Origin of the sequence: uncultured Limosilactobacillus sp., from assembly GCF_934202705.1 — a bacterium.
Classification (GTDB): Bacteria; Bacillota; Bacilli; order Lactobacillales; family Lactobacillaceae; genus Limosilactobacillus.
In genome coordinates this window covers 1-12,541 of record NZ_CAKPYE010000005.1, presented here as the reverse complement: position 1 = coordinate 12,541, position 12,541 = coordinate 1, and the positions used below count along the sequence as shown (strand labels likewise).

Below are 12,541 nucleotides of genomic sequence, written 5' to 3'. Positions count from 1 at the left end.
CATAAATGTTGCATAATAATGAAAAAGTCGGTATAATACCACCATAAATATCAATTGACGGGGGAAACAAAATGACTGATGAAGTAATGATCAATATTCAAAATCTCACAAAAAAATTTGGTAAAAACACGATTCTAAAAGATATTAATGGTCAGGTGAAAAAGGGACAAGTAATTTGTATTATTGGCCCATCCGGTGCAGGAAAGTCGACATTTTTGAGATGTTTGAATCAATTAGAGAAACCAACTAGTGGGACCGTTGAAGTTGAAGGAACAAATTTAACCAATTTGGACGAAAAAGGGGTTCAAAAAGTTCGTGAAAAAATGGGAATGGTTTTCCAAAGTTTTAATCTTTTTCCAAATAAAACAGTGATTGAAAACGTTAAACTGGCTCCAAAAAAAGTTAAAAAAATGAGTGATGCTGATGCCAATACTGTTGCAAAACAATTGTTAGATGAAGTTGGAATGGGTGATAAAGCTACCGCATATCCTGCTAGTCTTTCTGGTGGACAGCAACAACGGGTTGCAATTGCTCGTGCTTTGGCGATGAAGCCGGATGTGATGTTGTTTGACGAGCCAACAAGTGCATTAGATCCGGAAATGGTTGGCGAGGTTTTAAAAGTTATGCAGCAATTAGCCAACGATGGGATGACAATGGTGGTTGTTACTCACGAAATGGGTTTTGCTAAAAATGTTGCAGATCAAATCTGGTTCATGGCAGATGCGGGAATTCAAGAGAAAGCAGCTCCAAATGATTTCTTCTCCCATCCGCAAACGGAGCGGGCTAAAGAATTTCTTCAGAAGATTTTAGATGCATAATTGAAAGCGATAACTGGTGGTTCATTATGAACTGACCAGTTTTTTGATTCTCAAGTTTTTTGCGTTCATATGTTCGCTTGTTATAAAATGAATATTAGTTTTGGGAAAGGAGATTATGATGGCAACTGAATATTTAGAACATAAGCTTGCACTATTACCAGATAAACCTGGCTGTTACATTATGAAGAATATTAACGGTCAAATAATCTACGTTGGTAAAGCTAAGAACTTAAAAAATCGTGTTCGCTCATATTTTAAAAGTAGCCATACAGGAAAAGTTGCGGCAATGGTGGCAGAAGTAGCAAATTTTGAAACAATTGTTACGTCCACTAATAAAGAGTCCTTTCTTCTTGAAATTACGTTAATTCAAAAACATCAGCCATATTTTAACATCAAGTTAAAACAGGGAACGGGGTATCCCTATATTAAAATTACTAATGAACGTGACCCACAGATCATGATTACCGGCCAGATTAAGAAAGATGAAGCATACTATTTTGGCCCTTATCCCAACGTTTATGCCGCTGAGGAAACAGTTCATTTTATTCAGAAAGTATTCCCACTGCGGCGTTGCAATGGTTATCAAGGTCGACCTTGCCTGTACTATCACCTTGGACAGTGTTTGGGAGCTTGTTTTAAAACGGTACCTCGTGAGGAATATGATAAACAAATTAAGCGGATTAAGTCGTTTTTAAATGGTAATACCGGCCAGGTAAAACGCCGTTTAATAAAACAGATGCAGGTGGCATCCTCTAAAATGGAATATGAACGCGCAGCGGAAATTCGTGATCAAATTCATTATATTGAAGTAACTGTTGAAAAACAGAAAATCATCTCTAATGACGAGACTCCACGAGATTTATTTAATTATTATATTGATAAGGGTTGGCTTTCGATTCAAGTGTTCTTTATTCGCCAAGCGCGATTAATGAAACGTGAAAAACGGTTATTTCCAATTGTCGATACCGCAGTTGAAGAAATGACTAGTTTTATTCTTCAATTTTATAATCGCAAAAACAACATTCGACCACGTGAAATTTTATTACCAGCGGGATTGCCAAATAAAGAAATTAGTGAAATTTTGGGAATCCCAGTTAGAACGCCACAGCGAGGTGGAAAAGCTGACTTGATGGCGATGGCCAAAGAAAACGCTCAACTTTCGTTAAATGAGAAATTTCGTTTACTAGAATTAGATAAAAGTAAAACAACTGGCGCCATGAAGGAAATTACGGATGTATTAGGGTTACCAACTGGTCATAAAATTGAGGCTTTTGATCACTCGCATATTCAAGGAGCCGATCCTGTTTCTGCAATGGTAGTGTTTGTAGATGGTGAACCAGCAAAAAAGCTTTATCGAAAATACAAACTAAAGACGGTCATTAATCACGCGGATGAAACGGCCAGCACTAAAGAGGTAATTAGACGTCGCTATGGAAGACTATTGAAAGAAAATAAACCCATGCCAGACATGATTTTTATGGATGGGGGAGAAATTCAAATGAATGCCGTCAAGGATGTTTTAGTGAATGAACTTGATTTAGATATTCCAGTGGTTGGAATGGTTAAAAATGATAAGCACCGGACTGCCGATCTCTTGTTTGGCGATCATGATGAACATGTTAATCTTGATCCACGGAGTCAGGCATTTTATTTAGTTCAGCGAATTCAAGATGAGGTTCACCGATTTGCAATTACTTTTCATCGGAAGGTTCACACTAAACATTCATTAAGCTCGCGCTTAGACGAGATCAAAGGGGTTGGCCCACGAACACGAAACAAGTTAATGAAACGATTCGGATCGTTAAGCAAGATTGCCGCTGCTTCTGTTGATGAGATCCACGCATTAGGGATTAATCGTCCGACTGCGCAATTGATTAAGGTATCCCTCCAAAAGAATGCTGAGGTCGCGAAGGGAAGCAGTCATGATTAACTTTGACGCGTTGGAAGTTATCCAATATACTATGTTAATAAGAAAAGAGAACGGAGAAATAGCATGTCAACATTTGTCGATCAAGTTAAAATTGAAGCTCATGCTGGAAAAGGCGGTAACGGAATGGTTGCCTTCCGGCGAGAAAAGTATGTTCCTAATGGTGGTCCAGCTGGTGGTGATGGTGGTCGTGGAGGCAGCATTATCTTAAAAGTTGATGAAGGGCTGCGGACTTTAATGGACTTCCGTTATCATCGGATTTTTAAGGCCAAGAATGGTGGTAATGGAATGAGTAAACAGATGACTGGAGCTGATGCTAAGGATACTGTCATCCCGGTTCCACAAGGGACAACTGTTCGCGACCTGGATACTGGAGAAATTATTGGTGATCTGGTACATAATGGTGATGAACTAGTCATTGCCAAAGGTGGCCGTGGTGGTCGTGGTAATATGCGGTTTGCATCTGCCAAAAATCCAGCGCCAGAGATTGCTGAAAATGGTGAGCCTGGTGAAGACCATTATCTGGAATTAGAATTAAAAATGCTAGCGGATGTTGGATTGATTGGTTATCCATCAGTTGGCAAATCAACTTTATTATCAGTTGTAACAGGTGCTAAACCCAAAGTAGCAGCCTATGAATTTACAACTTTAGTGCCCAATCTAGGAATGGTAATGCTACCTGATGGTCGTGATTTTGCAATGGCAGACATGCCAGGTTTGATCGAGGGCGCTTCTAAAGGCGTTGGCCTTGGACTACAATTTTTACGTCATATTGAACGAACGAGAGTTCTTCTCCACTTAGTAGATATGGGGAGCGAAGATCCAAATCAAGCAATGAAACGATTCCACTCCATTAATCATGAATTAGCAAACTATGATCCGGAATTACTAAAGCGTCCACAACTAATTGTTGCCACCAAAATGGATTTACCTGATGCTATGGATAATCTGCAACACTTTAAAAAACTTCTGGTTAATGACCAGACGTTGCCAACCACCCCTAAGGTTTTTGCTGTTTCGGCTGTTACTCATAGTGGAATTGATGAATTAATGAAACAAACTGCTGCAACTTTAGATTCGGCACCTGAATTTGATAGTGAAAGTCATGATAAGCGAACAGTAGTACATTATGGACTGAAGAAAAAAGACCAAGATGAACCCGAATTTACTATTTCACGTGATGATGATGGGACGTGGGTATTGTCAGGAGCAAAACTTGAAAAACTGTTTGCAATGACAAATATGGATCATGAAGAAAGTCAATTACGCTTTGCACGTCAGCTTCGTCACATGGGAGTTGATGAGGCGCTTCGAGCAAAGGGAATCCAAGATGGTGATCAAGTACGGATTGAAGACTTTGTTTTTGAATTCCTTCAGTAGTTCCTTCAGTAGAGAATTAGAAAGTTGGTACAAGAATGCAAATTGAGTTTTTGGGGACTGGTGCAGGTTCACCGAGTAAGCAGCGTAACGTTTCGAGTTTAGCTTTGCGCCTGCTTGAAGAACGAAATGCCATTTGGCTGTTTGATGTTGGCGAAGCAACCCAACACCAGATTCTAAATACGACCATTCGGCCACGGAAAATTGAAAAGGTGTTTATTACCCACCTACATGGTGATCATATTTTTGGGTTGCCTGGTTTGTTAAGCTCACGGTCGTTTCAAGGAGGTAACACGCCCTTAACGATCTATGGACCGGTTGGAATTAAGGAATTTGTTCAAACATCATTACGAATTAGTGAATCTCGATTAAGTTATCCCATTAAGTTTGTTGAAATCACTGACGATGGGGAAATTTTTAGTGACCAGACCTTTACTGTTTATGCGAAGCGTTTGGATCATAAAATCGCGTGTTTTGGTTATCGAATTGTTGAACATGATCATCCAGGTGAACTACAAGTTGACAAACTCAAAAAGTTAGGGATTCCTTCTGGACCGATTTATGGTCAACTTAAACAAGGAAAACAGGTTACAATGAACGATGGGACGGTTCTTAATGGTGGTGACTTTATTGGTACACCTCAAAAGGGACGAATTGTGGCGATTATAGGCGATACTCGTAAGACAAAAAACGCAGTTGCCTTGGCCCAAGGGGCGGATGTTTTAGTTCATGAGAGCACATTTGGTAGGGGTGAATCTAAACTAGCGCATAATTATTATCATTCAACTTGTGCACAGGCTGCTAATATTGCTAACCAAGCTCATGTAAAATTGTTATTGTTGAATCATATTTCAGCAAGATATGTTGGCAAAGCTGCTTATAATTTGGCGTACGAAGTTCGTGATATCTTTCCAAATACTCGTGTTGTAAACGATTTTGATATTTACGATATTCCTTTTAAGGGAGGTCAATCAAAATGATGAGAAGGCTAAAGTCATTACGACTTTTGAAAAATAAAATTGTATTAATCACTGGTGGATCCAGTGGAATTGGTGCCCAGTTAGCATTGGAAGCGGCCCACCGTGGTGCAATTGTTGTAGTTTGCTCTCGGAATAAGAAAAAATTGGAAGAGATTGCACATAAATGTTTGATTTTATCTGGACGACCGTCGTTTGCTTATCAACTTGATGTTACTGATCCTGATCAAATTGATAAAGTACTTAATTTGGTCCGACATGAAGTAGGTGAAATTGACGTTTTGGTAAATGCAGCGGGACTAGGCGATATGGTTCCGGTTGTGAAACAAAGTCGTCAATCGATGAAGCAGATGATGAATGTTAATCTTTTGGCAGCAATGTACCTTAGTCGGTGTGTTGCTAAGCAAATGATGGATCAAGGCTATGGGGCAATCATCAATGTTGCTTCATTAGCTGGCAAACTGCCGACACCGAATAGCGCTGTATATTCAGCAACTAAGGCTGGGGTAATCCAATTTGATAATATCTTGCGGATGGAAGTGGCCGACTATGGGGTTCAAGTATTGACTGTGAACCCAGGCCCAGTAGCAACACATTTCTTTACGGAAGCGGATCCAGATGGTAGCTATTTGTCACATGTTCCTTCATGGATGATCATTGAGCCAGAGGCATTGGCAAAGACCGTTTGGAACAATGTTGGCTATAAAACACGAGAAATTAATGTTCCAGGTTATACTTCAGTAATTGGCTGGGTTTATCAAGTTATGCCAGGAATTGGTGACTGGGCCGTTAAGAAGTTTTTTGATTTCCAACAAAATAAGGATATTTTATAAAATTTTGCGGGGCTGGTAATGATTAAATAATGTCTATCACGAACTCGCCAGGAGCGTGAATTTCAAAGCAATCTAAGCTTGATTCACGCTCCTTGATTAATTTTAGGAGAATATGAATGTTAAAGACAAAGTTTAAATGGCAACTAACTGCGCCACAAGATTCTGAACTAGTACGTCAGATCCAAGAACAATGTCAGATTAGTAAAGTGATTGCTAATTTATTAGTTGCCGATGGCTTCACATCGGTTCATGATGTCCAGCTCTTCTTAAAACCTCAATTACAGCAAATTCAGTCCCCTGAGAAGCTGCATGATATGGATAAAGCTGTCACAAGAATTACGAAGGCAATTGAAAAAGGAGAGCAGGTTACCGTGTATGGTGACTACGATGCTGATGGGATGACTGCAACCTCTCTAATGTTGGAAACACTAGAGACGTTAGGGGCCAATGTTAATTACTACATTCCGGATCGTTTTCAAGATGGGTATGGTCCAAATCAGGAGGCATATCAACGCTTAATTAAAAATGGTACCCAATTGATTTTGACAGTTGATAATGGGGTCACTGGTCAGAAAGAAGTTGCTTACGCAAAAAAGCAAGGCGTTGATGTGATAATTACTGATCACCATAGTTTACCAGCTGAGCTTCCAAGTGCCGTAGCCATTGTTCATCCCCAATACCCTGGCGATTATTATGAATATGGTGATTTATCAGGAGTTGGGGTTGCTTTTAAATTATCCTGGGCATTACTAGGTGAATTTCCGACAGAAATGCTCGACTTAGTGGCAATTGGCGAAATTGCGGACTTGGTTTCGATGGCGAAAGAAAACCATGCATTGGTAAAGTTCGGCATTCAGCAACTTCAAGCAGGATTACGACCAGGTATTCAGGCCTTGCTGAAGCTTGCTGGAGTATCTGCAGCCAGCCTGACTAGTAAAGATGTTAGTTTTAAATTAGCACCGCGCTTAAATGCGTTAGGACGAATTTCAGATGGTAATGACGGTGTTAAGTTATTAACAACAGTAGACGAAAATACAGCTGAGAAGCTTGCTAAGAAAGTTGACGAGTGTAATCGTGAACGACAGCAGTTAGTTGATCAGATCACTAAAGAGGCATTACAAAAGGCTCAGGCTCCGGACAATATCCAACGCCAGACGTTATTGATTGTTGGTCATGATTGGCATCAAGGAGTGCTCGGCATTGTGGCTAGTCGATTAGTGGAAAAAACTGGCAAGCCAACGATTATTGCGAGTGTTAATCATGGCGAACTGGTTGCCAAAGGGTCGGGGAGAAGTGTTGGAGGTTATGACCTTTTTGCTGCACTTAATCCACATCGAAAGTTGATGACTGCATTTGGAGGTCATACGATGGCGTGTGGGATGTCCTTCCTGATTACCCAAACACCGGCAATTGCGAAGGTGTTAGAACAAGCTGCACAAAAACAGCATTTAGATATTACTCACAAACCAGTGCTCAAAATTGCTGGGCAATTAACAGCAAACGATATTTCTGAAAAGCTTTATCGCCAGATTCAATTATTAGCTCCGTTTGGGCCAGATAACGAAGAGCCAGTTTTTGAAATTGATCAACCAACAATTATTAGCGATCAGCAAATTGGCAAGAATCAAGAACATTTAAAATTTACTTTGGCAAGTCGTCATCAAGTTGAGGTGTTAGCTTTTGGCCAGGGTAATCATCATGACTATTTTACTCCTGGATCGGCAATTGATTTAGCGGGAACAATTTCCGTTAATACCTGGCGAGGGAAAACAACACCGCAATTAATGTTAATGGACCAAAAAGTGGTAGGACCAGTCGTGATGGATTTCAGGGCTAAAAAACTGGAACCGAAAATGTTTACCGAGCGCGCTGACTATGTAACGTTTAACTCCAAAATTCGAAAAAACATTACTGGTCACGCAACGGGGACGGTGATTAATGGTGAACAGCCGGAAAAGATGAATCATGAAACACTTATCTTTGTAGATCTGCCAAAATCGCTAGCACAAATCAGCAAAGTTTTGCAAATGACTCAAAAAGCGAACGTTATCAAATTGTATCTATTTAATACTGGAACTAAGTTGGAAGATGAGATTCCGCCCCGGCAGACTTTTGTAAACTTTTACCAAATTATCCGACAAAGTCAACAAATCAATATTAATCAACAGGCAGGTAAATTAAGTCACTACCTTAAAGTTAACGGGAACCAATTAATTTTAATGATTAAAGTGTTTTTAGAACTAAGATTTGTTACAATGAAAAATGGCTTGTTGAAAATTTCCGTTCATCCACAAAAGGGGAAGTTAGAGCAAACACAGGCTTATCAAAATTATTTTACCCAACGACAAGTGCAAAAAGCCTTGTTAAAAAGTACAACTCAAGAGTTAACTGAATGGGTTCGTCGAAAACTGCATTCAAATTAAAGGAGAGACTTTTATGTCGTTAGACTTACATAAATATGTTGTCAGCATTCCTGATTATCCGGAAAAAGGAGTCATTTTCCGTGATATTTTACCTTTAATGGCGGATGGGAATGCCTTTAAACAGGCAACAGATGAAATTGTTGACTACGCTAAAAATAAACATGTTGATATGGTTGTTGGTCCAGAAGCTCGTGGTTTTATAGTTGGCTGTCCAGTTGCGTATGAATTAGGAGTTGGATTTGCACCAGCCCGAAAGAAAGGTAAGCTTCCTCGACCAGCGATTTCTTCATCCTATGATTTGGAATATGGTGAGGCAACTTTGCAAATGGAGAATGATTCCATTAAACCAGGGCAAAGAGTATTAGTCGTCGATGACTTATTGGCAACTGGCGGTACAATCTCAGCTACTATTGATATGGTTGAAAGAATGGGTGGCGTAGTTGTAGGCACAGCCTTCATTATTGAACTAAAGGCACTCAAAGGACGACAAAAGATTGCAGAGTATGACTGTAAAGCATTGATGGAATATTAGGTGTGTTAAATGATATTATTAGTAGTTTTTGGTGGCTTAGTATTAATTCTGGGATTGTTCTATTTGGTTAATTCATGGCAACAGTATCATGAGTGGAAATGGGCAACATTCATTGTTTTAGTAAGTTTAGCAGCGACTGTTTATGGAGCCATTAATTTGCCGTATTGGCACCACCATTCACAAGATTCGCGGACGGCCAAAGAAGCCAAAAATGCCAATGGTAGAAGTTTTTCTTCTTTTTCAAATAGTGAATTACAACAACAGAACGGTCAGACTCAGGAGAATAAAGAAATGGCGGTCCTGAGGCAACTACAAAAGGCCTATGCAAAAATGGGGAGCGTCTCATTTGATAGTGATACAAAAACTTTTCGGATTCAACCAAAAGATGGTGACGAAAGTAAAGCAATTTCGTATATTATTCAGAATCCAAACCAGGCAGATCAGGCTGGATGGCCAAATTTAACCAAGTCATTAATTTCCACCTCGAAACAGCTAAACAAAATGCTAGGAAGTGGCTACTCGATTAGTTTAATGAATCCTGATGATAGTAGTGCAGCTGTATTTACCGTCAAGGATGGGAAGCAAACATACACTGCGGTTAAGTAGTTAATTAAGGCCTGCTACAAATTACTTGCTCATTTTAAACGGAATTGATATAATATTTACCGTTATGGAGAGTTGGCAGAGTGGTAATGCACCGGACTCGAAATCCGGCGAACCCATGTTGAATGGGCGCGCAGGTTCAAATCCTGTACTCTCCTTTGAGCTTGAAATTAGCAGGTTTTAAGTATTGAAATAAACACCCATGGATGTTGAAAAAGATACATTCATAGGTGTTTTTGTTTAGAAACCATGGTATCACTTATGCGTTTGTAAAATCTTTGGGACTTTGTACAAGAAAATGGAGTGACTTTATGAAAATTGGGATTGATAAATTATCGTTTGCTACAACACCTTTTTATATTGAGCTAGCAGATTTAGCGAAAGCACGAGGAGTTGATCCAAATAAGTTTAAAATTGGAATTGGCCAGGATCGACAAGCTGTGGTGCCGCCAACGCAAGATATTGTTACCTTAGGTGCGGCAGCAGCCAACAAATTACCGCAACAAGATTTGCAACGAGTCACGACGTTAATTACCGCAACTGAATCTGGAATCGACAATTCGAAAGCGAGCGGAATCTACATTAAACGATTGTTAGGATTGAATGACTATCTTCGTGTTGTAGAAACTAAGGAAGCTTGTTATTCAGCAACAGCAGCTCTACAATTCGCTCGTGGACTAGTAGCTCTTAATCCAGAAGAAACAGTCCTAGTTATAGCTGCAGATATTGCGCGTTACGGGTTGAATACCCCCGGGGAAGTTACTCAAGGGGCTGGTGCAGTTGCAATGCTAGTAACAAGAGACCCAAAGGTGTTGGCAATTGAACCAGTCAGCACCTTTTATACTAGAGATATTATGGATTTTTGGCGGCCACTATATTCTGGTGAAGCGTTTGTTGATGGAAAATATTCTAATCAAGTCTATGTTGATTTCTTCTTAAAAACTTTTCAACGTTACCAGCAAACGACCGGCTGTTCATTAGCGGACTTTGCGGCAATTGCCTTCCATCTACCATATACTAAGATGGGTAAAAAAGGACTGGAAGGTCTGATTCATGACAGACGGGATGAGGTAGCAGAACGATTACGAGCCAATTTAGCAGCCGAACAACAACTTTGCAGACAGGTTGGTAATCTTTATACTGGCTCATTATACTTAGGTCTAATTTCACTGTTGCAAAGTGGGAATGTTCAACCAGAAGAACGGATTGGTCTATTTAGCTATGGCTCTGGGGCAGAAGGAGAATTCTTCTCTGGAATTCTTCAACCAACGTATCGTGAAAATATTGGGGACAATCTGTTAACTGAATTGCAAATGCGTCAAAAAGTAACGATTGATCAATATGAACAAATGTTTAATCAGCAGTTGGGACTATCAAGCGGTGATGTGGTATTTGATGTCAAAAACGACTCCAGTAATTATGTTCTTAAGGGTCAAAAAGATGGTCAGCGAATTTACCAAACAAAAAAAGAAGGCTAGTCATAACCTCCTTGTTGGAATCTATTTATCCAATGAGGGGATTACACTAACCTTCTTTTTTTAAAATATATTGTCACGAAAAAGACCGACAACTTTCCCCAGAATTGTTACGTGATCAAGAATAATCGGATCCATTGTATCATTTTCTGGTTGTAATCGATAATAGCTTTCTTCTTTAAAGAATCGTTTACAAGTTGCTTCATTATCACTTGTCATAGCAATAACAACATCACCATTGTTAGCAGTGTTTTGACGACGAACAATGACTTTATCACCATCCAAAATTCCCATGTTGATCATGCTGGTTCCTTGAATTTGCAACATAAACAAATCATCATGATCATTAATTGTTGGAGGGATTGGGAAGAAGTCAGTTGCATCTTGTTCAGCAAGAATTGGCTCACCAGCTGCAACAATTCCCAGAAGCGGAATTTTATTCTGCTTGGGTTCAATTCCAAGAAATGATAATCCTTCAGGAGTAATTTCTAAAGCACGTGGTTTAGCCGGATCTTTTTTTAAAAATCCTCTTTTGATTAATCGGTTAATGTGCCCATGAACTGTTGATGTTGAAGAAAGTCCTACAGCAGCACAAATTTCACGAACTGTTGGTGGATAACCTTGTGCATCTACTTGCTTATGAATGTAATTTAAAACGGCCGTTTGTTTATCTAATGCATTTCTTGGCATAATTCCACCTCATTTATTAGTTAGATTTATTTTATCATAGCAAGCTGTTAGTGTAAACGTACGTTCGCCAACTTTTCAATGTGTTGCAATAATTATCAGTCTTAGTTAGACTTAGAGTTGCGATGATAAGGAGGACGATTATGGCTGAAGAAAATGAACAAGATAAATTGCTAAAGCGGATTAACGAATTAGCACATAAGAATAAAGCCAAAGGATTAACTGATGAAGAAAAAGCAGAACGAAAAAAGCTGCGTGACCAATATCTTAAGAACTTCCGTGAAGCATTTCGGAGTAAAATTGAAATGACAAAAGTGTTTGATCAAAGTGGTAAGGAAGTTACTCCAGAAAAGGTAAAGGAAATTCAACGTAAAAAAGGGTTACGTGATGACTAAGAGAAATCTTTGATAAAAAATTTACAATAACTAAAATGTTTTGTAATATTATTAGTATTGAATAAAAAAGGGGGTCAAGAAAGTGAACACTGTTGGTGTAATCTTATTAATGATTTTAGCGCTACTGGTGGGTTTAGTAATTGGTTTCTTCGGTGCTCGTAAGTACATGGAAAATTATTTGCGGAATAATCCACCAATTTCTGAGGATATGATGCGGACGATGATGCTTCAAATGGGTCAGAAACCATCTGATCGAAAGTTACATATGATGATGCAAACGATGAAGAATCAAGCCAAGAAAGCAAATCGCAAATAAAAGGGAAAGAACTAATAGGCTAGCTCATCTTTTACAAAGATGGGTATAAAAGTTTAGCGTAGTTCCTTATTTTTAAACTGTTAATAGTTGCTATATAGCAGAAAAGGGGCTGTGACATAAGTCTCTTATAAAGAATGGAGTTCAATGAAATCTTCGGATTTCGTTGAGCTCCATTTTC

At 39.2% G+C, this 12,541-nt stretch carries 12 protein-coding genes and 1 tRNA gene; 12 read left to right on the top strand and 1 reads right to left on the bottom strand.

The features are described 5' to 3' along the window. Positions 1 to 71: 71 nt before the first annotated feature. The 10 genes from Q0C76_RS04040 to Q0C76_RS03995 all read left to right on the top strand — a co-directional run bounded on the left by Q0C76_RS04040 (position 72) and on the right by Q0C76_RS03995 (position 10,968). Complete coding sequence (locus Q0C76_RS04040) at positions 72 to 818, top strand: amino acid ABC transporter ATP-binding protein (protein WP_295730036.1); 747 nt, start codon at positions 72 to 74, stop codon at positions 816 to 818. 118 nt (positions 819 to 936) lie between these two features. Beyond that, positions 937 to 2,748, top strand: coding sequence for an excinuclease ABC subunit UvrC (gene uvrC, locus Q0C76_RS04035; protein ID WP_295730033.1), 1,812 nt, complete (start codon positions 937 to 939; stop codon positions 2,746 to 2,748). A gap of 63 nt (positions 2,749 to 2,811) precedes the next feature. After that, the gene (obgE, locus tag Q0C76_RS04030; RefSeq protein WP_295730030.1) at positions 2,812 to 4,125 is read left to right on the top strand and encodes a GTPase ObgE; all 1,314 of its coding nucleotides are present in this window, start codon (positions 2,812 to 2,814) and stop codon (positions 4,123 to 4,125) included. A 35-nt stretch (positions 4,126 to 4,160) separates the two neighbouring features. Next, the gene (rnz, locus tag Q0C76_RS04025; protein ID WP_295730027.1) at positions 4,161 to 5,102 is read left to right on the top strand and encodes a ribonuclease Z; all 942 of its coding nucleotides are present in this window, start codon (positions 4,161 to 4,163) and stop codon (positions 5,100 to 5,102) included. Then, the gene (locus tag Q0C76_RS04020; RefSeq protein ID WP_295730024.1) at positions 5,099 to 5,932 is read left to right on the top strand and encodes an SDR family oxidoreductase; all 834 of its coding nucleotides are present in this window, start codon (positions 5,099 to 5,101) and stop codon (positions 5,930 to 5,932) included. The genes rnz and Q0C76_RS04020 overlap by 4 nt, the downstream gene beginning before the upstream one ends. A 116-nt stretch (positions 5,933 to 6,048) precedes the next feature. Next, complete coding sequence (recJ, locus tag Q0C76_RS04015) at positions 6,049 to 8,355, top strand: single-stranded-DNA-specific exonuclease RecJ (RefSeq protein WP_295730021.1); 2,307 nt, start codon at positions 6,049 to 6,051, stop codon at positions 8,353 to 8,355. 13 nt (positions 8,356 to 8,368) lie between these two features. Continuing rightward, positions 8,369 to 8,887: an adenine phosphoribosyltransferase gene (locus Q0C76_RS04010; RefSeq protein WP_295730018.1), complete on the top strand. Its 519-nt coding sequence runs from the start codon at positions 8,369 to 8,371 to the stop codon at positions 8,885 to 8,887. Positions 8,888 to 8,896: 9 nt separating this feature from the next. After that, positions 8,897 to 9,493: a DUF308 domain-containing protein gene (locus Q0C76_RS04005; RefSeq protein ID WP_295730015.1), complete on the top strand. Its 597-nt coding sequence runs from the start codon at positions 8,897 to 8,899 to the stop codon at positions 9,491 to 9,493. A 66-nt stretch (positions 9,494 to 9,559) separates the two neighbouring features. After that, positions 9,560 to 9,648, top strand: a tRNA-Ser gene (locus Q0C76_RS04000). Positions 9,649 to 9,801: 153 nt separating this feature from the next. Further along, the gene (locus Q0C76_RS03995) at positions 9,802 to 10,968 is read left to right on the top strand and encodes a hydroxymethylglutaryl-CoA synthase (RefSeq protein WP_295730012.1); all 1,167 of its coding nucleotides are present in this window, start codon (positions 9,802 to 9,804) and stop codon (positions 10,966 to 10,968) included. A gap of 60 nt (positions 10,969 to 11,028) precedes the next feature. On the opposite strand, the gene lexA is transcribed toward Q0C76_RS03995, so the two are convergent. Beyond that, positions 11,029 to 11,655: a transcriptional repressor LexA gene (lexA, locus tag Q0C76_RS03990; protein ID WP_295730009.1), complete on the bottom strand. Its 627-nt coding sequence runs from the start codon at positions 11,653 to 11,655 to the stop codon at positions 11,029 to 11,031. Positions 11,656 to 11,795: 140 nt separating this feature from the next. Here lexA and Q0C76_RS03985 point away from each other — a divergent pair, with 140 nt between their 5' ends. Continuing rightward, the gene (locus Q0C76_RS03985; RefSeq protein WP_295730006.1) at positions 11,796 to 12,047 is read left to right on the top strand and encodes a DUF896 domain-containing protein; all 252 of its coding nucleotides are present in this window, start codon (positions 11,796 to 11,798) and stop codon (positions 12,045 to 12,047) included. Positions 12,048 to 12,156: 109 nt separating this feature from the next. Continuing rightward, complete coding sequence (locus tag Q0C76_RS03980) at positions 12,157 to 12,363, top strand: YneF family protein (RefSeq protein ID WP_040455710.1); 207 nt, start codon at positions 12,157 to 12,159, stop codon at positions 12,361 to 12,363. Positions 12,364 to 12,541 lie beyond the last annotated feature (178 nt).

Excerpts from the sequence above, each read along its gene's own strand:
- recJ (WP_295730021.1), top strand. The coding sequence starts at position 6,049 with ATGTTAAAGACAAAGTTTAAATGGCAACTAACTGCGCCACAAGATTCT.
- Q0C76_RS03980 (WP_040455710.1), top strand. The coding sequence starts at position 12,157 with ATGATTTTAGCGCTACTGGTGGGTTTAGTAATTGGTTTCTTCGGTGCT.
- Q0C76_RS04040 (WP_295730036.1), top strand. The coding sequence starts at position 72 with ATGACTGATGAAGTAATGATCAATATTCAAAATCTCACAAAAAAATTT.
- uvrC (WP_295730033.1), top strand. The coding sequence starts at position 937 with ATGGCAACTGAATATTTAGAACATAAGCTTGCACTATTACCAGATAAA.
- rnz (WP_295730027.1), top strand. The coding sequence starts at position 4,161 with ATGCAAATTGAGTTTTTGGGGACTGGTGCAGGTTCACCGAGTAAGCAG.
- Q0C76_RS03985 (WP_295730006.1), top strand. The coding sequence starts at position 11,796 with ATGGCTGAAGAAAATGAACAAGATAAATTGCTAAAGCGGATTAACGAA.
- Q0C76_RS03995 (WP_295730012.1), top strand. The coding sequence starts at position 9,802 with ATGAAAATTGGGATTGATAAATTATCGTTTGCTACAACACCTTTTTAT.
- lexA (WP_295730009.1), bottom strand. The coding sequence starts at position 11,655 with ATGCCAAGAAATGCATTAGATAAACAAACGGCCGTTTTAAATTACATT.
- obgE (WP_295730030.1), top strand. The coding sequence starts at position 2,812 with ATGTCAACATTTGTCGATCAAGTTAAAATTGAAGCTCATGCTGGAAAA.
- Q0C76_RS04020 (WP_295730024.1), top strand. The coding sequence starts at position 5,099 with ATGATGAGAAGGCTAAAGTCATTACGACTTTTGAAAAATAAAATTGTA.
- Q0C76_RS04005 (WP_295730015.1), top strand. The coding sequence starts at position 8,897 with ATGATATTATTAGTAGTTTTTGGTGGCTTAGTATTAATTCTGGGATTG.
- Q0C76_RS04010 (WP_295730018.1), top strand. The coding sequence starts at position 8,369 with ATGTCGTTAGACTTACATAAATATGTTGTCAGCATTCCTGATTATCCG.